General features: G+C 72.7%; 17 protein-coding genes. 12 read left to right on the top strand and 5 right to left on the bottom strand.

Features of this window, described 5'->3' with window-relative positions; all coding sequences use genetic code 11:
- Positions 1 to 30 precede the first annotated feature (30 nt).
- Genes ACFPCV_RS22635 through ACFPCV_RS22625 form a run of 3 tightly spaced genes read left to right on the top strand, consistent with a single transcriptional unit; the run spans position 31 to position 3,842 of the window.
- Positions 31 to 1,578: a serine/threonine-protein kinase gene (locus ACFPCV_RS22635; RefSeq protein WP_378058291.1), complete on the top strand. Its 1,548-nt coding sequence runs from the start codon at positions 31 to 33 to the stop codon at positions 1,576 to 1,578.
- Positions 1,579 to 1,638: 60 nt separating this feature from the next.
- Positions 1,639 to 2,601 (top strand): EamA family transporter, encoded by a 963-nt coding sequence (locus ACFPCV_RS22630; RefSeq protein WP_378058290.1) that lies wholly within the window; start codon positions 1,639 to 1,641, stop codon positions 2,599 to 2,601.
- Positions 2,598 to 3,842 (top strand): winged helix-turn-helix domain-containing protein, encoded by a 1,245-nt coding sequence (locus ACFPCV_RS22625; RefSeq protein ID WP_378058289.1) that lies wholly within the window; start codon positions 2,598 to 2,600, stop codon positions 3,840 to 3,842. The genes ACFPCV_RS22630 and ACFPCV_RS22625 overlap by 4 nt, the downstream gene beginning before the upstream one ends.
- A 113-nt stretch (positions 3,843 to 3,955) precedes the next feature.
- Here the strand turns inward: ACFPCV_RS22625 and ACFPCV_RS22620 are convergent, their stop codons facing one another.
- Together ACFPCV_RS22620 and ACFPCV_RS22615 are read right to left on the bottom strand one after the other, a co-directional pair.
- Positions 3,956 to 4,873 (bottom strand): DUF4097 family beta strand repeat-containing protein, encoded by a 918-nt coding sequence (locus ACFPCV_RS22620; RefSeq protein ID WP_378058288.1) that lies wholly within the window; start codon positions 4,871 to 4,873, stop codon positions 3,956 to 3,958.
- Between the two features lie 5 nt (positions 4,874 to 4,878).
- A complete protein-coding gene (locus ACFPCV_RS22615; protein WP_378058287.1) occupies positions 4,879 to 5,415 on the bottom strand; it encodes a toxin-antitoxin system HicB family antitoxin in 537 nt (178 codons plus the stop codon).
- A gap of 100 nt (positions 5,416 to 5,515) precedes the next feature.
- Here ACFPCV_RS22615 and thyX point away from each other — a divergent pair, with 100 nt between their 5' ends.
- The gene (gene thyX, locus ACFPCV_RS22610; protein WP_378058286.1) at positions 5,516 to 6,268 is read left to right on the top strand and encodes an FAD-dependent thymidylate synthase; all 753 of its coding nucleotides are present in this window, start codon (positions 5,516 to 5,518) and stop codon (positions 6,266 to 6,268) included.
- A gap of 5 nt (positions 6,269 to 6,273) precedes the next feature.
- Positions 6,274 to 6,651 (top strand): ACT domain-containing protein, encoded by a 378-nt coding sequence (locus ACFPCV_RS22605; protein WP_378058285.1) that lies wholly within the window; start codon positions 6,274 to 6,276, stop codon positions 6,649 to 6,651.
- A 229-nt stretch (positions 6,652 to 6,880) separates the two neighbouring features.
- Here ACFPCV_RS22605 and ACFPCV_RS22600 read toward each other — a convergent pair whose 3' ends face one another.
- The gene (locus ACFPCV_RS22600; protein WP_378058284.1) at positions 6,881 to 7,900 is read right to left on the bottom strand and encodes a DNA polymerase IV; all 1,020 of its coding nucleotides are present in this window, start codon (positions 7,898 to 7,900) and stop codon (positions 6,881 to 6,883) included.
- A gap of 22 nt (positions 7,901 to 7,922) precedes the next feature.
- Between ACFPCV_RS22600 and ACFPCV_RS22595 the strand changes: the two genes are divergently transcribed.
- The 6 genes from ACFPCV_RS22595 to ACFPCV_RS22570 all read left to right on the top strand — a co-directional run bounded on the left by ACFPCV_RS22595 (position 7,923) and on the right by ACFPCV_RS22570 (position 15,526).
- Entirely contained in the window at positions 7,923 to 9,362 is a 1,440-nt protein-coding gene (locus ACFPCV_RS22595; protein WP_378058283.1) for a serine/threonine-protein kinase, read from the top strand.
- A gap of 24 nt (positions 9,363 to 9,386) precedes the next feature.
- Positions 9,387 to 10,043 (top strand): TIGR03085 family metal-binding protein, encoded by a 657-nt coding sequence (locus ACFPCV_RS22590; RefSeq protein WP_378058282.1) that lies wholly within the window; start codon positions 9,387 to 9,389, stop codon positions 10,041 to 10,043.
- A 79-nt stretch (positions 10,044 to 10,122) separates the two neighbouring features.
- The gene (locus ACFPCV_RS22585; protein WP_378058281.1) at positions 10,123 to 11,574 is read left to right on the top strand and encodes a serine/threonine-protein kinase; all 1,452 of its coding nucleotides are present in this window, start codon (positions 10,123 to 10,125) and stop codon (positions 11,572 to 11,574) included.
- A gap of 10 nt (positions 11,575 to 11,584) precedes the next feature.
- A complete protein-coding gene (gene dapA, locus ACFPCV_RS22580) occupies positions 11,585 to 12,598 on the top strand; it encodes a 4-hydroxy-tetrahydrodipicolinate synthase (protein WP_378058280.1) in 1,014 nt (337 codons plus the stop codon).
- Positions 12,595 to 14,271, top strand: a complete 1,677-nt coding sequence (locus ACFPCV_RS22575; protein ID WP_378058279.1) for a ribonuclease J — start codon at positions 12,595 to 12,597, stop codon at positions 14,269 to 14,271. Before dapA ends, ACFPCV_RS22575 begins: the two co-directional genes overlap by 4 nt.
- A gap of 109 nt (positions 14,272 to 14,380) precedes the next feature.
- A complete protein-coding gene (locus ACFPCV_RS22570; RefSeq protein ID WP_378058278.1) occupies positions 14,381 to 15,526 on the top strand; it encodes an FAD-binding oxidoreductase in 1,146 nt (381 codons plus the stop codon).
- A gap of 178 nt (positions 15,527 to 15,704) precedes the next feature.
- Here the strand turns inward: ACFPCV_RS22570 and ACFPCV_RS22565 are convergent, their stop codons facing one another.
- Entirely contained in the window at positions 15,705 to 16,700 is a 996-nt protein-coding gene (locus ACFPCV_RS22565; protein WP_378058277.1) for an EamA family transporter, read from the bottom strand.
- Between the two features lie 95 nt (positions 16,701 to 16,795).
- Here ACFPCV_RS22565 and ACFPCV_RS22560 point away from each other — a divergent pair, with 95 nt between their 5' ends.
- The gene (locus tag ACFPCV_RS22560; protein WP_378058276.1) at positions 16,796 to 17,269 is read left to right on the top strand and encodes an Lrp/AsnC family transcriptional regulator; all 474 of its coding nucleotides are present in this window, start codon (positions 16,796 to 16,798) and stop codon (positions 17,267 to 17,269) included.
- On the opposite strand, the gene ACFPCV_RS22555 is transcribed toward ACFPCV_RS22560, so the two are convergent.
- On the bottom strand, positions 17,270 to 18,019 hold the full coding sequence (locus tag ACFPCV_RS22555; protein ID WP_378058275.1) for a lysophospholipid acyltransferase family protein: 750 nt from the start codon (positions 18,017 to 18,019) through the stop codon (positions 17,270 to 17,272).
- Between the last annotated feature and the right edge of the window lie 168 nt (positions 18,020 to 18,187).

Genomic DNA, 18,187 nt, shown 5'->3' with positions numbered 1-18,187 from the left:
CCGGACAGTGCTCGGCTACGCTCTCCGACCGTGACCGTCTCCGTCCCCGGGTACGAGATCGTCGACGCGGTGGGACGCGGCGGTTTCGGCGTGGTGTACCGCGCCCGGCAGCTCACGATCGACCGCGAGGTCGCCCTCAAGGTCGACACCCGCGTCATCCTCGACGACCGTGACCAGCGCCGGTTCCTGCGCGAGGTGCGTGCCGCGGGACGGCTGTCCGGGCACCCGCACGTGGTCGAGATCTACGACGCCGGTGTGCTGCCCGACCACCGGCCCTACCTGGTGATGGAGCTGTGTCCCGGCGGCTCGCTCGCCGACCGGCGCGCACCGGCGGCACCCCGCGAGGTCGCCGAGATCGGCCAGAAGATCGCCGACGCGCTCGCCGCTGCGCACGACCTCGGTGTGCTGCACCGCGACATCAAACCGGCGAACATCCTGGTCAAGCGGTACGGGACGGTCGGGCTGGCCGACTTCGGGCTCGCCGCGCTGATGGAGACCGGCCGGGACACGTCGGTCACCCTCGCCGCGCTGACACCCGCCTACGCGGCGCCGGAGCAGTTCCACCTCGCGCCGCCGACGCCGCAGTCGGACGTGTACGCGCTGTGCGCCACGCTCTACACGCTGCTCGCCGGGCGGCCGCCGCGGTACCCCGACGACGGCGAGCTGAGCGTGCCGGAGATCATCCGCCGCCACGACCTTCCGGTCGAGGACATCCCGGACGTGCCGCCGGAGTTCATGGCGGTGCTGCGGCGCGGGCTGGCGAGGGACCCGGCGCACCGGTACCCGGAGGCGGCCGCGCTGCGGGCGGACCTGTCACAGCTCACCGTGGCCGGCTTCAGCGGGCCCCGCCACGTGGCGACCACACCGGTGGTCACGGTCGCCAACCCCCGTTCGACGCCGCCGCCCGGCTTCCCGCAACCCGGGCCGCCCGGGCCGCGGTCGGGGCCGCCGCCGTTCGGGCAGCCGACCGCGCCGCCGGAGCGGAACCGGGCCGCGATCTGGCTGGGCGCCGCGCTCGCCGCCGTGCTGGTGCTGGCCGGGGTCTGGTACTTCGCGCTGCGGGACACCGACGGCGCACAGCAGGCGGCCGGGTCGCCCGGCGGTGCCGGGACGACGACCAGTCCGGCGCCGTCGTCGACCGACATCTACGGCGTCGCGACCGTGACGGCGGACTGCCCGGCGGCCGCGGTGCCGGACGGGCAGGCCCAGTGCGTGCGGAAGGCCGAGTGCTGGTCCGGGTGGGTCATGATCAACGGGGAGATCAACAGCATCCGGAAGCTCCCTTGTGAGCAGGGACACATCTGGGAGGTCTTCGCGATCGCGGTGGTGCCCGGCGACGTGGCGGACCCCTACCAGGACGTGCTGGCCGAGCACCCGGTCGTCAAGCAGGTGTGCTCGATGGACACCCTGCTGGCGTCGCGGTTCGGGGACGCGCTGCGGTACGGGCCGGAGCGCTGGGAGTTCGAGGTGCTGCCGCCCTCGAGCGACGACGTGTCCCGTGACCTGGGCGTCTACCGGTGTGTGGGCAGGATCGCCGACATCACCGGCACCACGGGGTCGGCCTTCCGCCCGCGCTGAGTCCCGTGCCGCCGGACACTCCGCGCCGGTTCTGTCGGTGGTCCGTGCCATGGTGTCGCCGTGACCACTTCCGCGACCGGTGTGACGGCGCCGCCCCGTGCCCGGGCCTGGCTGGCCTGGGCCGCGCTCGGCGTGGTCTACGTGGTGTGGGGCTCGACCTACCTGGCGATCCGGGTCAGCGTCGAGACCATGCCGCCGCTGCTGTCCGCCGGTTCGCGGTTCCTGGTGTCCGGTGCGCTGCTGTGCCTCGCCGTGCTGGCGTTCGCGGGCCCGGCCGCGTTCCGGATGACGCGGCCGCAGTTCGGCACGGCGGCGCTGGTGGGGCTGCTGCTGCCCGCGTGGGGCAACGGGCTGGTCGTGGTGGCGGAGCAGCAGGTGGCGTCCGGGCTCGCGGCGCTGCTGGTCGCGTGCGTGCCGCTGTTCGTGGTGGTGTTCCGGCGGTTGACCGGGCAGCGGCCGCCGCTCGTGACGGTCGCCGGGGTGGCGCTCGGGCTGGTCGGGCTGGCGGTGCTGCTGCTCGGCGGTCCGGTCGCGGGCGCCCACGGCACGGCGTGGTGGGGGCCGTGGCTGGTGGTGCTCGCGGCGCTGGGCTGGGCGGCGGGCACGGTCGCGGGGTCGCGGCTGCCGACACCGCCGAACCCGGTGACGTTCTCCGCGGTGGGCATGCTCGTCGGCGGCGCGGTGCTGACGGCCCTCGGCGCGGTGCGTGCCGAGCAGGTCGTGTTCGCCGAGGTGTCGACGGCGTCGTGGCTCGCGTGGGGGTACTGCGTGCTGTTCGGGGCGCTGGCGTTCAGCTCGTACGTGTACGCGCTCGGGCGGCTGCCGGTGTCCACCGTGGCCACGTACGCGTACGTGAACCCGGTGATCGCCGTGCTGCTCGGGGTGCTGTTCGCCGCGGAGCGGTTCGGCCCGGCGCAGTTCGCGGGCGGTCTGGTGGTGCTGTGCGCGGTGGTGCTGGTGGTGCGCGGCGAACAGCGGGTGAAGGAGGAGTTGTCGAGCGTGACGGAGGGAAGTCCACGATGACCGTGCTCGGTGCGGACGCCGCGCGGCGGATCGCGTTGGGAGCGCAGGGTTTCACCGAGCCCAGGGCGGGGGACGGCGCCAGTGGCGCGGTGTCGCGGCGGCACCTGAAACGGGTGCTGGACCGGGTACGGCTGATCCAGCTCGACTCGGTGAACGTGGCCGTGCGCGCGCACTACATGCCGTTGTTCTCCCGGCTGGGGGCCTACCCGATGGACCTCGTCGACGACGCGGCGTGGACGCACCACGCCCGCAGGCCTCGGCTGCTGGTGGAGTACTGGGCACACGAGGCGAGCCTGTTGCCGGTCGCGGACTGGCCCCTGTTCCGCTGGCGCATGCGCGAGTACGAGGCGAAGTACGCCACCCGCTACGCCGCCCTGCTGAAGAACGCGCCGGGCCTGTTCGACGACGTCCTCGCGGCGGTGAAGGAACTGGGCCCGATCGGCGCCGGCCCGCTGGAGGACGAGCTGGGCCTGGGGGAGGGCCGCGCGAAGAAGGCGCCGGGTGGCTGGTGGAACCGCTCGTCGGTGAAACACGCGTGCGAGTGGCTGTTCGCGACCGGCGAGCTGACGACGGGGACCCGCCGCGGTTTCCAGCGGCTGTACGACCTGCCGGAACGGGTGCTGCCCCCGGAGGTGCTGGCGGCCCCGCCGGTGCCGGACGAGGAAGCGGCCCGCGAGCTGATGCTGCGCGCGGCCACGGCGCACGGCATCGGCACCGAGCCCGACCTGCGTGACTACTACCGCCTGAAACCGGCCCGCAGCCAGGCCGCGCTGGCCGGGCTGGTGGCCGACGGCCTGGTGGAACGGGTGGCGGTACCGGGCTGGTCGCACCCCGCGTACCGGCACACGGCGGCGAGGACCCCGCGCAAGGTGACCGGCCGCGCGCTGCTGTGCCCGTTCGACCCGCTGATCTGGCGCCGCGAACGCACGGAACGGATCTTCGGCTTCCACTACCGCATCGAGATCTACGTCCCAGAACCGAAACGGATCTACGGCTACTACGTCTTCCCGTTCCTGCTGGACGGCGAGTTGGTGGGCCGGGTGGACCTGAAGACCGACCGCGTCGCGGGCGTCCTGCGGGCACGGGGCGTGTACGCGGAACCAGGCACGGACCAGGCCCGCGTGGCGGGCGAGTTGGCAGCCGAACTGCGCACGATGGCCGGGTGGCTTGGCCTGGACTCGGTCGCGGTGGGCGACAGGGGAAACCTGGCCAGGCCCCTGGCGAGGGCGTTGAAGTCCTGAGCCTGGCGGCCGGCGAGATCAGGCCGAGCCGAGTCGGACCGGGCAGGCCTGAGCGGCGCCTCTTGTGCGGGAGCGGAGGCGCCGCTCAGGTTTCTTCCCCCTGTGGAAGTGGCCTACTCCGTCGCGGCGGGGGTGACCAGTGCGTTGCCCGAGCCGGTGCGGCCGCGGATGCGCAGCGGTGGCTTGGACTCCGGCGGGTTCGTCGTCAGGTCCAGGTCGCTGCGGGCCTCGCCGGAGCCGGAGGACAGGTCGACCTCCGCCGGGCTGCCCTTGCGGACCCCGACGTGGATGGCGCCGGAACCGGTGTGGAGTTCCAGCTCGCCAGCCGCGGCGTTCGCGACGGTGACCCGGCCGCTGCCGGTGCGGGCCAGGACGTCGCCGGCCACCGCGCCGAGCCAGACGTCACCGCTGCCGGTCACCACCGTGCTCGCGGCGCCGATGGCGGTCACCTCGACATCGCCGCTGCCGGTCTTCGCGCGCAGGCCGGCGGCCATCGGGCCGAGGCGGACCGTGCCGGAGCCGGTGTCGATGTGGACGGTGCCCTCGGCCTGGTCGGCGCTGATCCGGCCCGAACCCGTGTTGAGGTTCAGCCTGCCCGCGGCGCCGGTGACCGTGACGTCCCCGGAACCGGTGCGGGCCTCGACGTGGGAGCCGGCCGGTGCCTGGACCGACACCAGGATCGGCACGTTCCTCAGCTGGATCTCCTTCGGCGTGCGCACCACCAGGCGGCCCGCGGTGAAGTCGACCCGGGTCTGGCGCACCGCCTCGGCCTCGGCGTTCGAGCCCTCGGGCACCGTCTCGCCGAACTGGCCACCAAGCTGGCTGCCGAACTGGGTGCTGACCCAGCTCATCAGGTTCGTCACGCCCTGGGCCCACGGGCTCGCGGCATTCGGGTCGTGGCGGATCTCCACGTGCACGCCCGGCTCGTCGGCCAGGCGCACGGTGACCCCGCCGCCTCCGGTGCCCAGGTCCAGCTCGACCGGGCCCTCGGCGTCGAAACTCTGTCTGCGCACCACGTTCTCGTCAGTCATCCCCGTCACCCCTCGTACCAGCCGTGTACGCGGGAGCCGCTCTGCCCGCGCTCGGGGCCGCCGAAGCCACGCTGGCCGCCGCCCCACTCCTTGCCGCCGAACGCCTTGTTCCTGCCGTGCAGTGCCCCTTGCACCGCCTGCTGCACGAACGTGTTCAGCGACACCCCCTGCGCCGCCGCCGCCTGCTCGGCCTTCGACTTCAGCTGTTCGAAGAGCCGCAGCGTCATGCGGCTCATGTCGCCGCCGGCCGTGTCGTCGACCGGCGGGACGTTGTCCGCGCGCGGGTCGTCGTGCGGCTGCGCCCTCGACGTGACCACGACCTGGACGTCGCGGCCGGACAGGCGCACGTCGACGACGTGGTCCTCCTGCGCGGCGGTCACCTCGGCGGCCAGGTCGGACAGCGCGTTCATGATCGCGAGGCGTGCCGCCGGCTCCAGCGCCGCCGCCAGCACCTCCGCCGTGCGCCGGGTGGACTCGTCGCCGGCCGACGCGGCCGTGGCGAGGTCCTCCCGCAGCGAGGCGATATACGGTGTGAGATCCATGATGTCACTATGACACCACATATGACATCAAGCAAGTGTCACCGCTGACAGCACGCGTCGATGCGCTGGCCCGCGACGGGCGGCGGTTACTCTTTTCGGCATGACGGAGACGGTGTCGCCCAAGGTTCAGCTCATCGCGAAGACGGAGTTCTTCTCGCCGGAAGACGTCCCGTGGTCGACCGATGCCGAGGGCGGTGAGGCGCTGGCCGAGTTCGCGGGGCGCGCCTGCTACCAGTCGTGGAAGAAGCCCAACCCGGCCACCGCGACCAACGCCGGCTACCTGCGTCACATCCTCGAGGTTGGCCACCTCTCGGTGCTGGAGCACGGCTCCGTGAGCTTCTACATCTCCGGCATCTCCCGCTCGCTGACCCACGAGCTGATCCGCCACCGGCACTTCTCGTACTCGCAGCTCTCGCAGCGTTACGTGCCGGAGCGCACGGCCGCCATGGTCGAGCCGGCCGTCATCGCGGACGACCCGGTGCTGCACGAGAAGTTCCTCAAGGCCGCCGAGGCGAGCGTCGCCGCGTACACCGAGCTGCTCGAGGGCCTCGAGGAGCGCTTCGCCGACGTGCCGAACGCGACCCTGCGCCGCAAGCAGGCCCGCCAGGCCGCCCGCGCGGTCCTGCCCAACGCGACCGAGACCCGCATCGTCGTCACCGGCAACTACCGCGCGTGGCGGCACTTCGTCGCCATGCGCGCGAGCGAGCACGCCGACGTCGAGATCCGCGAGCTGGCCGTCGAATGCCTGCGCCAGCTGCAGAAGGCGGCCACGAACGTGTTCGACGACTTCGTCATCTCCACGCTGCCGGACGGCACCGAGGTCGCGTCGAGCCCGTTCGTCACCGAGGGCTGACGCGGGTGAAGCGGCTCACCATCGACATCGTGCCGGGGGACTACACCGTCTGCCGTCTGCCCGCCGGCACCGAGCCGCCCCGCATCGAGGGGGCGGGGCTGGTGTCGGTGACCAGCACGCCGACCGGGGTGTCGGTCGTCTGCCCGAGCGACGTCGCGCCGGAGACCGAGCACGCCCACCCCGGCTGGCGCCTCCTCACCGTCCGCGGTCCGCTCGAGTTCGACCTGACCGGTGTGATGGCGGCCCTCGCGGGTGAGCTGGCCGCGGCGGGGGTCAGCCTGTTCGCGGTCTCCGCCTACGACACCGATCACGTACTCGTGAAGGCGACCGACCTGCAACGTGCGGTGCAGGCGCTCCGCGAGGCGGGGCACGAAACCGGCTAGACGAATGCCGTGAATGGGCCGTTCAGGGCGCCCAGCGCCCTGAACGCGCCTTTCAGGGCATTGCCACGCCGTCAACGCGCCTTAGCGCCAAAGCCCGGGCGCTACGCGCCCCGGACCCGGGCAGCGGGCCCAGGCTGGGCCACAACGCGAACCGAACCCGGGCCGGTCCGACGCGACCGGCACACGACGACCGGCCACCCACTCACACCGACTTCACGGAATCAATCATCTAGAACTCCGCCCGCACCCCCAGTAGGCGGATCGGGCGGTCCAGCTCGAACATCGCCAGCACCTCGAGCGCGGCCGCCGTCAGCGCCGCGGCGTCGTCGGTCGGTGACGGCAGCGTCATGCTGTGGGTGTGGGTGAAGAACGGCGCGAACCGCACCTTCACCGCCACCCTCGCGGCGGGGCGGCCCTCGTCGACCACGTCCGCCGCGACCCGTCCGGCCAGTGCCGCCACCTCCGCCGCGATCTCCGTGCCGTCGGTCAGGTCCGACTGGAACGTGGTCTCGCGGCTGCGGGACTTCGCCACCCACGGCGTCGCGGTGACCTCCGCGCTGCCCGCGCCGCGCGCCAGCCCCCGGTACCACGGGCCCATCCTCGGACCCAGCCGCGAGGCCAGCACCTCCGGTTCGGCGCGGGCCAGTTCGGCGACGGTCGTGCACCCCAGCTCGGCGAGCTTGCGGGCGGTCTTGGTGCCGATTCCCCACAGCGCGGTGGTCGGCCGGTCCGCCATCACCGCGAACCAGTTGTCCCTGGTCAACTGGAACACCCCGGCCGGTTTCGCGAAGCCGGTGGCGAGCTTGGCGCGCAGCTTGTTGTCCCCGATCCCGACCGAGCAGGACAGCCGGGTGTGTTCGCTGACCGCGCCCTGCACGGTGCGGGCCAACGCGACCGGGTCGTCGGTGGTGACACCGAGGAACGCCTCGTCCCACCCGAGCGCCTCGACCACGACGTCGTCGAAGGACCGCAGCACCGCGTAGACCTCGGCCGACGCCGCGTCGTACGCGGGTGGGTCGTGCGGCAGGAAGATCGCGTCGGGGCAGCGTTTGGCCGCCAGCCGCAGCGGGATGCCCGAATGCACGCCGAACTCCCGCGCCTCGTACGACGCGGTGGCCACGACCGCGCGCTCGGCCGGGTCGCCACGCCCGCCGACGACCACCGGTTTCCCGGCCAGCGACGGGTCCCGCAGGACCTCGACCGCCGCGATGAACTGGTCGAGGTCGACGTGGAGCACCCATGCCGCCATACCGCCATCTAACATCCTGCGGGTGACACAGCAGCCCGAACTGACCCACCGGCGGGTGATCGCAGGCCGGTACGCCATCCTCGACGAGATAGGCCGGGGTGGCATGGGCGTCGTGTGGCTCGCCGAGGACCGCACGATCGGCAGGCGGGTCGCCATCAAGGAGCTGCACCTGCCGGCCGGCGTGCCGACCGAGGAGCGGCGGGTGCTGGAGGAGCGGGTGCTCCGCGAGGCGCGGGCGGCCGGGCGGCTCAACGACCCCGGCGTGGTCACGGTGTTCGACGTGCTGCAGGAAGCGGGCACGACCTACATCGTCATGGAGCTGATCCAGGCGCCGACGCTGTCCGACATCGTCGCCCGCCAGGGCCCGCTGCCCCAGGAGGCGGTCGCGCGGATCGCCGAGCAGCTGCTTTCCGCGCTGGAGGCCGCGCACGCGGCGGGCGTGGTGCACCGGGACGTGAAGCCGTCGAACATCATGGTGCAGGCCAACGGGCGGGTGAAGCTGACCGACTTCGGCATCGCGCAGACCACCGACGACCCGCGCCTGACCAGCAGCGGAGTGCTGCTGGGCTCGCCGACCTACCTCGCGCCCGAGGTGATCCGCGGCCAGCAGGCCGACGCGGGTTCCGACCTGTGGGCGCTCGGCGCGTCGCTGTTCTTCGCGGTCGAGGGCAACGCGGCGTTCGGGCGTTCGTCCACGGCGGCCACCATGCACGCGATCATCAGCGAGGTGCCGTACCTGACCCGCGGCCACGGCCCCCTGGCGTCGGCGATCATGGGCCTGCTCAACGCGACACCGCAGGCGAGGCTGTCCGCGCAGCAGGTGCGCGGGCTGCTCGCGCAGGTCGGGACGCCGACCGGGGAACACACCGTGGCCCACGCCGCGACCGCGATGTACCCGGGCCCGCACGCGACCCGGCTCGCACCCGGGCCACGGCCCAGGCGCAAGGTCTGGCCGTTCGTCGCCGTGGCCGCGCTGGTGTTGGCCTGCGCGTTCGCGGGTGGCTGGTTCTCCGGCCGCGCCGGTCTGGTCGAGCCGGTCGTCGACCCGGCGAAGGGCGAGACGTTCACCTACGGCGACGGCGGCGACATCGAGGAGTTCGAGGTCCGCGCCGGCACCTGCGGTGGGTCGCCGCTCCAGAAGGGCCGGAGTGTCCCGTCGAGCGTCGGCTGCGACGAGACCCACGACTTCGAGGTCGTCTACGGCAGCGACCTGTACCAGTCGGACGCCATGGCGTACCCGGGTGTCGAGCGGCTCGCCGCGGTGGGTGAGGCCACGTGCGCGACCGCGTTCAACGACCCCGCCTACGTCCTCGACGAGGAGCGCGCCGGCCTGGTCTACGTCACGCTCATCCCCTCCCCGGCGGCGTGGACCGACTCCGAGAACCCGGTGCAGAGCACGCTCTGCGCGGTCCGCGACGCCGACCGCAGGCAGTTGACCGCCCCGGTTGGCCCGGAGGAATGAGCTACTCGTCGGTAGGCTCTGGGCATGTCTGTTGCCGCTGACGAGCGCGCCGCGCTGTGCGACCTGCTCGAGGAACTGGGCCCCGACCAGCCGACGCTGTGCGCGGGCTGGCGCACGCGGGACCTCGCCGCGCACCTCGTCGTGCGGGAGCACCGGCCGGACGCGGCGCCCGGCATCCTGCTCCCCGTGTTCGCCGGGCACACCAAGCGCGTGCAGGACAGCTACGCGCGCAGGCCGTGGCCCGAGCTGGTGGCCCAGGTCCGCGGCGGCCCACCGGTGTGGTGGCCGACCCGCGTCCCGGCGGTGGGCGAGCTGGTCAACAGCGTCGAGATGTTCGTCCACCACGAGGACGTGCGCCGCGGCCAGGAGGGCTGGGCCCCGCGCGACCCGGACGCGAAGCGGGACGCCGCCGTGTGGACCGGGCTGAAGCGGGCCGGGCGGATGACGCTGCGCCGCTCACCCGTCGGGCTGGTCCTGCGGCGGCCCGAGTCGACGCCCGCTTCGCATGGCCCGCCCGGCGGCGACTCGGTCGTGGTCAAACGCGGCCCGGACACCGTGACGATCACCGGTGAGCCCGGCGAGCTGCTGCTCTTCGCGTTCGGCCGGGACGCGGCCGTGGTCGAGTTCGATGGCGACCAGCCCGCGATCGCCGCCGTGCGCGGTCTCAACCGCGGTCTCTGACCGCCCGTCTCCCTTTCGACGGAACCTGGGATCCTCTCCACCGGTCCGAGTGACCGGGCAGGGGTGGGAGGAGACCGAGGTGACAGAGCAACTCGAACGGGTGGTCGCCGGCCGGTACGCCCTGCTGCGGGAGATCGGCCGCGGCGGCATGGGTGTCGTGTGGCTGTCGGAGGACCGCACGATCGGGCGCCGGGTCGCGATCAAGGAGCTGCACCTGCCGGACGGGGTGGCGCCGGCCGAGCGCGAGGTGTTCGAGGAGCGGGTGCTCCGCGAGGCCCGCGCGGCCGGACGGCTGAACGACCCCGGCGTCGTCACCGTCTACGACGTGGTCCGCGACCAGGACACCACGTTCATCGTGATGGAGCTGATCGAGGCCACCACGCTGACCGACCTGGTCCGCGACCGGGGGCCGCTGCCGCAGGAGGTCGTCGCCAGGCTGGCCGAGCAGCTGCTGTCGGCGCTGCGCGCCGCGCACGCGGCGGGCGTGGTGCACCGGGACGTGAAGCCGTCGAACATCATGGTGCAGGCCAACGGGCGGGTGAAGCTGACCGACTTCGGCATCGCGCAGTCCACCGACGACCCGCGCCTGACCACGAGCGGTGTCCTCGTCGGCTCACCGGTCTACATGGCACCGGAGCGGCTGCGCGGCCAGGACGCCGACGCGGGTTCGGACCTGTGGTCGCTCGGCGCGGTCCTGTTCTTCGCGGTCGAGGGGTACGCGGCGTTCGAGCGGGCGTCCACCGCCGCGACCATGCACGCGATCCTCAACGAGGTCCCGTTCCTCACCCGCTGCCAGGGCCCGCTCGCGTCGGTGATCATGGGCCTGCTCAACGCGCACCCCGAGGCCAGGCCGAGGGCGGACCAGGTCGCCGGGCTGCTCTCGCAGGTCACCATGACCCCCGCGAACGGCTTCGCGGCACAGACCGCGCACCTGGCGTCCCATGCGACCGCGCACCACGCACCCCCGGCCGCGCCCCGCAGACGGTGGGGCGCGGTCACGGCGGTCGTACTGGTGCTCGCGGCCGGCCTGTTCGCGGCCGGTTTCGGCACCCGCGTCGCCACCGAGCCCGCGCCGGGGGACGACCGCCCCGCGAACATGGCGTCTGCGCTCACCTACGGCGAGGGCGGCTACTTCCCCGAGCTGTCCTGGGACCGCTACCCCGAGGGCGGCTGCATGACCAGCGACCTGACCGAGGGCAGGCGCATCACGCAGAGCGCGCACGTCGAGTGCGACCAGCCGCACGTGTTCGAGGTCTTCCAGAGCCGCACCTTCTACAGCCCGCCCGCCGACCACGAGACGTGGCCGGACATCGACTACCCCGGCCACGACGGGCTGGTCCAGTACACCGAGGCGGTCTGCCGGATGATCTTCGAGTCGGCGGCGATGCTGCCGGAGACCACCACGTCCGGGCTGCGCTACCGCGCCGTGGTGCCCACAGAGGACACATGGCGGGAACACCGTGCCTCCCATTGTGTGCTCTACTCCGCGGACAACCACCAGCTCGACAAGTCGTACCGCGTCGTGGAGTAGCGTCTTCGTCATGAACGCGTGCCCGACCGCCAAGCCAGGACGGCCGTTCGGCCAGGTGCTCACCGCGATGGTGACCCCATTCGACTCGAGCGGCAAGCTCGACCTCGTCGCCGCGCAGAGCCTCGCGAACCACCTCGTCGACCTCGGCAACGACGGTCTGGTGGTCAGCGGGACCACCGGCGAGTCACCGACCACCTCGGACACCGAGAAGGCCGAGCTGGTGCGCGCGGTCGTGGACGCGGTGGGGGACCGGGCCACGGTGGTGGCGTCGGTCGGCACGTACGACACCGCGCACTCCGTGCACCTGGCGCAGCAGGCCGAGCAGGCGGGCGCACACGGGCTCCTCGTGGTCACCCCGTACTACTCGCGGCCGCCGCAGGCCGGCCTGATCGCCCACTTCACGGCCGTCGCCGACGCGTCCGGCCTGCCGAACATGCTCTACGACATCCCGCCGCGCTCGGTCGTGCCGATCGAGGTCGACACGCTGCGCAGGCTCGCGGAGCATCCCAGGATCGCCGCGGTGAAGGACGCCAAGGGCGACCTGCTCGCGGGCAGTGAGGTCATCGCGAGCACGGACCTCGCCTACTACTCGGGCGACGACGCGCTGAACCTGCCGTGGCTGTCGGTCGGCGGCGTCGGCTTCGTCTCCGTCATCGGGCACGTAGTGGCGGGCAGGCTGCGCCGCATGGTCGAGACGTACGAGAACGGCGACGTCAGCACCGCCCGTACCGTCCACCGTGGACTGCTGCCGGTCTACCGGGCCATGGGCCGGGTCGGCGGCGTGATCTTCTCGAAGGCCGCGCTGCGGCTGCGCGGCTACGAGGCCGGTAACCCCAGGCTTCCGCTGCCGCCCGCGACGCGGGAACAGGTCGCGCTGATCGCCTCCGACCTCGGCGACGCCGGGGTGCCGCTGTCCGACGCCGCGCCATCGGACGTCGCCGCCGCGCGGGTGGCGCAGGCCGACGCGGCCGCCGCCTACATCGCCACCACCACCCACACCAGCGCCGGGCAGGTTCATCAGTGAAGCCATTGGCCGCACCAGGCCCGCTCGCCGACGGGGGGCTGCGCGTCGTCGCGCTGGGCGGGATCGGCGAAGTCGGCCGCAACATGACGGTCTTCGAGTACGGCGGCCGCCTGCTCGTCGTCGACTGCGGCGTGCTCTTCCCCGAGGACCAGCAACCCGGCGTGGACCTGATCCTGCCGGACTTCCGTGCGATCGAGTCCCGGATGGACGACATCGAGGCGGTCGTGCTGACGCACGGCCACGAGGACCACATCGGGGCGGTGCCGTTCCTGCTGCGCCACCGGCCGGACCTGCCGGTGGTCGGCTCGCGGTTCACGCTCGCGCTGGTCGCCGCGAAGTGCAAGGAGCACCGGCTCAACCCGAAGCTCGCCGAGGTCGCCGAGGGCGGCCGGGTCTCATACGGCGACTTCGAGTGCGAGTTCTTCGCGGTCAACCACTCCATTCCGGACGCGCTGGCGGTCGGCATCCGCACCCCGGCGGGGCTGGTGCTGCACACCGGTGACATCAAGCTGGACCAGCTGCCGCTCGACGGGCGGCTCACCGACCTGGCCGGGTTCTCCCGGCTCGGCGACGAGGGTGTGGACCTGTTCCTCGTGGACTCGACGAACGCGGAGGTCCCCGGGTTCGTGATGGCCGAGCGCGAGATCGGGCCGGTGCTCGAGGGCGTGATCTCGCGGGCGAGGCAGCGGGTGATCGTGGCGTGCTTCGCGAGCCACGTGCACCGCGTGCAGCAGGTGTTCGACGTGGCCGCCCGGTCCGGACGGCGGGTCGCGCTGGTCGGCCGGTCGATGGTGCGGAACATGGGCATCGCGGTCGACCTCGGCCTGCTGCACGTGCCGGCGGGTCTGCTCGTGGACCTGAACGAGGCGCTGGAGCTGCCCGAGCACGAGGTGCTGTTCGTGTCGACGGGGTCGCAGGGCGAGCCGCTGTCGGCGTTGTCGCGGATGGCGCGGGGCGAGCACCGGCAGATCCAGATCCTCGCGGGTGACACGGTGGTGCTGGCCAGCTCCCTGATCCCCGGCAACGAGACCGCCGTGTTCGGGGTCGTGAACGGGCTCGCGCGGCTCGGTGCTTCCGTCGTGCACCAGGGGAACGCGCGCGTGCACGTGTCCGGGCACGCGTCGGCGGGGGAGCTGTTGTTCCTGTACAACGCGGTCCGCCCGTCGAACGTCATGCCGGTGCACGGCGAGTGGCGGCACCTGCGGGCCAACGCGGCGCTGGCCGTGGCGACCGGGGTGCCCGCCGACCACGTGGTGATCGCCGAGGACGGCGTCGTCGTCGACCTGGTCGACGGGCGCGCGACGATCAGCGGCCGCGTCGAGGTCGGTCACGTCTACGTGGATGGCCTGTCCGTCGGCGACGTCGGCGAGTCCACCCTGTCCGACCGCCTCATCCTTGGCGAGGGCGGCTTCATCGCGATCACGGTCGCCGTCGACTCGACCACGGGCCGGGCCGTGGCGCCGCCGACCGTCTCGGGCCGCGGCTTCTCCGACGACCCGAAGGCGCTCGACGAGGTCGTGTCGCTGGTGGAGATGGAGCTGTCGCACACCGAGTCGGAGGGCATCACCGACACCCACCGCATCGCACAGTCCGTGCGCCGGGTAGTCGGCCGCTGGGTGGCCGACACCTACCGCCGTCGCCCGATGATCGTCCCGACGGTGATCCCGGTCTGAGCCGCCGCCTGGAGACAGGTCCAGGATTCTTTTCGGCTCCGTGTCGATTTCGCGCAGGCGCGTCCGACGTGTGGTTGACCGCTACGGAAACCACAGAAGGAGCCCGGCGATGATCGTGAACGCCGCCACCCCCGCCGACGTGCGTGCCGCCGTGTGCAGCGCGCGGGAGACGAACCTGCCGGTCGCGGTGTACGCGACCGGGCACGGCGGGCCGATGCCCGCCGGCGACGACTCCGTCGTCATCACGACCGCCGGGATGACCGGGGTGCTGGTCGACCCGGAGCGGCGCGTCGCCCGCGTCGGGGCCGGGGTTCGCTGGGGTGAGGTCATCGCCGCGGCGGCGCCGTTCGGGCTGGCGCCGCTGTCCGGCACCTCGCCGACGGTCGGGGTCGTCGGCTACACGCTCGGCGGCGGCATGGGCTGGTTGTCCCGCCGGTTCGGTCTCGCCGCGGACAGTGTGCTGCGGGCCGAGATCGTCACCGCCGACGGCGAGCCGCGCGCCGTGTCGGCCGACCGGGAACCGGACCTGTTCTGGGCCATCCGCGGCGGCGGCGCGAGCTTCGGTGTCGTGACCGGCCTCGAGTTCCGGCTGCACCCGGTCGCCTCGGTCCACGCGGGCACCGCCACGTTCGACCCCGCCAGGGCCGCCGACGTGCTCGCCGCCTACCGCGACACCGACCTGCCGGACGAGCTGACCGCGAACATCGTGCTCACCGGCGACTCGCTCGCGATCCGCGGCATGTACGCCGGTGCCGCACAGGACGCCCGGCGTGCGCTGGCGCCGCTGTGGCGGGCGGCGGGCGAGCCGCTCACCGACGGCTGGCGCACGATGTCCTACACCGGGAGCGGCACGGTCGGCGGCACCGCGCCCCGCCACTTCACCCTGCAGCGCGACCTGCCCGTCGGGGCCGTGCTCGACGCGGTGCGCCTCGGTGCGAACACCGTCGAGGTGCGCAGGTGGGGCGGCGCCATCGCCCGGCCCGCCGCCGACGCAGGACCGGCAGGCCACCGCGACGTGCCGTTCTCCGTGGTCGTCGACGGCGCGGGCGAGGCCGCCGCACCGGTCGTCGCGCACGCCACCGGCGGCTCGTTCCTCAACTGGCTGCACGACCCGGCCCGCACCCACACCGCGTACACCGCCGCCGACTACGCGCGGCTGCGCGCGGTCAAGGCGGAACACGACCCCGACGGCGTGTTCACTCCGGCCAAGGGCATCCCGCCCGCGGTCCGCGAGGTCGCCGCGCTCGGTGCGTGAGTCAGCGCTTCGCGAGCGCGACGACCAGGGCGCAGCCCACGGTGAAGACCTGCCGCAGCAGTGCCCGCCGCGCCTGTCGTTGTTCTCGCCTCGTCGGCCTCATGTCGCTCACCCGCTCCACCCGCTCGTTTGGCTGTTGTATCGCCAGAAGCGTCTCGCTGTGACGGGTGCCACGTCATCAGACCTGAGGGTGAACCAGGTCCCCTGTCGGTACGACCTTGGGCCGGCGGGACGCGAGCTGCACGACGGTCGCCCCGGCGAGCAGCACCGCCGCGCCGATCACCTGCGCGACGGTGAGCACCTGGCCCAGCGCCAGCCACGCGAGTGTGGTCGCCACGATCGGCTCGCACACCGCGATCACGCTGACGACGTTCGCGGGCAGGTACCGCATGGCGCTGATCGACAGGAGGTACGCCATGGCGGTGCTGACCACCGCGCACGTGACCAGCAGTGTCCACACCGGCACGATCAGCCCGCCGAACTCCGCGCCACTCGCCATGATCTCGCCGGGCAGGCCCCACGGCGGCGCGATCACGGCGATCGCCACCGCGCCGATGACCATGCCCCACGTGACGAGGCCCAGCGCGGGCAGCGTGTGGACCCCGCGCTCGCCGATGAGGAAGTAGGCGGCCGCGCACAGCGCCGCCGCCACGCCGAACAGCATGCCGAGCGCGTCGAGCCGCAGCCCCTGCCACACCTGCGCGACCATCGCCAGGCCCAGCATCGCCAGCGCGGTGCCGACCCACATGCGGGCGGGCAGGACGACCCGCCGCACGAACCGCACCCACAGCGCCACCAGCACCGGCGAGGTGAACTCCAGCAGCATCGCGACACCGATCGGGATGCGGGACACCGCGGCGAAGTACAGCAACTGCACCGCCGCGACCCCGACCAGGCCGTAACCGACGAGCAGCGGCAGGTCCGAGCGGCGCACGCGCAGCAGCCGCGGCCGGGTGGCCGCCACGAACACCAGCAGCAGCACCGCGGCGAGCCCGATGCGGAAGCTCGCCACCTGCTGTGGCGACAACCCGGCGTCCATCGTCGGCTTCACCAGCGGACCGGACGTGCCGAAGCAGAACGACGCCAGCACGATGAGCACCGTGCCGCGCGTAACCATCGTGTTCGGTTCACCGGTGACCGACCCGGTCGACCCGGTCGCGGCGGTACTCGTCATCGTGGCTCTTTCCCTTCCCTGGCACTGCCTGCACGGTATGTCAGGGGGCGCGGACCGCAATTGAATTCTTTCCCGCGATCACGCAATATTTTTGCGTGAAGCTGGACGAGATCGATCACCTCCTGCTGGACGAGCTGCAGACCGACGCGAACCGCACCCTCCGCGAGCTCGGGGAGGTCGTCGGGCTGTCGCCGAGCGCGGTGCAGCGGCGGATGGAGCGCTACCGCGCGAGCGGGCTGCTGGCCCGCACCGCCGCCGTGCTGGACCCGAAGGTCAGCCACGACCTGGTGTTCGCCGTGTGCCTGGTCGCGGTGGAACGCGAGTCGGTCCGCCTGCACGACGCGTTCCAGCGCAGGCTGCTCGCCGCGCCCGAGGTGCAACAGCTCTACTCGGTGTACGGCGAGTGGGACTACGTGGTGGTCCTGGCCACCTCGGGCATGGCCCACCACAACGAGGTGGCCGCGCGGCTGCTCACCGGCGCGCCCAACGTCCGCCGGTACTCGACGCTGTTCGTGCTCGACCCCATCCGCACGGGCTCGGCCATCCCGACCCGCGCGCTGAAGCTGTAGCTACGACGTGGGTTTCCATGGGCTCTTGCTGTCCGTCGGCCGGGTCGGGTCGTGGAACCTCGGCTCGTCCAGCTCGTCGGCGCGCAGCGGCACGAGGTTGTCCGAGATGGTCTGCATGATCCGCTTGTGGGCGCGGATCGCGTCGCCCGGCTTCGCGGCCGACAGGTCGGACAGGTCCACGACCGGCCCGAAGTGGACCTTGAACGTCGGCCGGTCGCGGATCGCGCGCAGCAACGACGTCAGCCCCGGCACGAGGTCCCGCCAGCCGGTCACGACCTCGGTGCCCCAGTACACGGCCTCGTGCGCGCCCCACTGGCTGATCGTCAGCACCGGCACGTCACCGGTCAGCGCCATCCGCGCCACGCCGCTCTTCCCGCGCTCCGGCCACAGCCCCGGGTCCCGGCTCACCCGGCCCTCCGGGTAGACCAGCACGGGGCCGGGGTTCTCGCGCAGAGCGGTCGTGGCCCGGTCGAACGCCTCGATGACGTTCGCCTTGCCCCGGTCCACCCGCAGGCTGCCGCCCTGACGGAGCCCCCACCCGACCACCGGCGCGTCCAGCAGCCCGCCGGTGAGCATGAACCTGGGGTTCACCCCGGCCAGCCGCAGCGCGGCAGTGAGCACGAACGGGTCGAACATGCCGATGTGGTTCGCCGCGATCAGCATGGGCCGGTGGCGCAGTTCCGCGGGCAGCGAGCCGGTGATCTCGATCTTCCCGACCAGCCGGACGAGCCGCACGTCCAACCACGTCATCGCCCGCCAGAGCGGCGAGACCCGCTGCGGCCCCGGTCGTCGTGCGAACGGCCCGCGGCGGGGCCACCGGCGTGTCGACTCGGAAGAACGGCGTGACAGCGCGACCATGAGCGGAGCATCGCACGGCCTCCGCCGGGGTCGGGCAGCGGATCTCACGATGACGGTGTC

Origin of the sequence: Actinophytocola glycyrrhizae, from assembly GCF_042653545.1 — a bacterium.
In the GTDB taxonomy this organism is placed as follows: Bacteria; Actinomycetota; Actinomycetes; order Mycobacteriales; family Pseudonocardiaceae; genus Actinophytocola; species Actinophytocola glycyrrhizae.
Note: the sequence above shows the minus strand (reverse complement) of the source record. Positions and strands in the feature narration are given on the sequence as shown.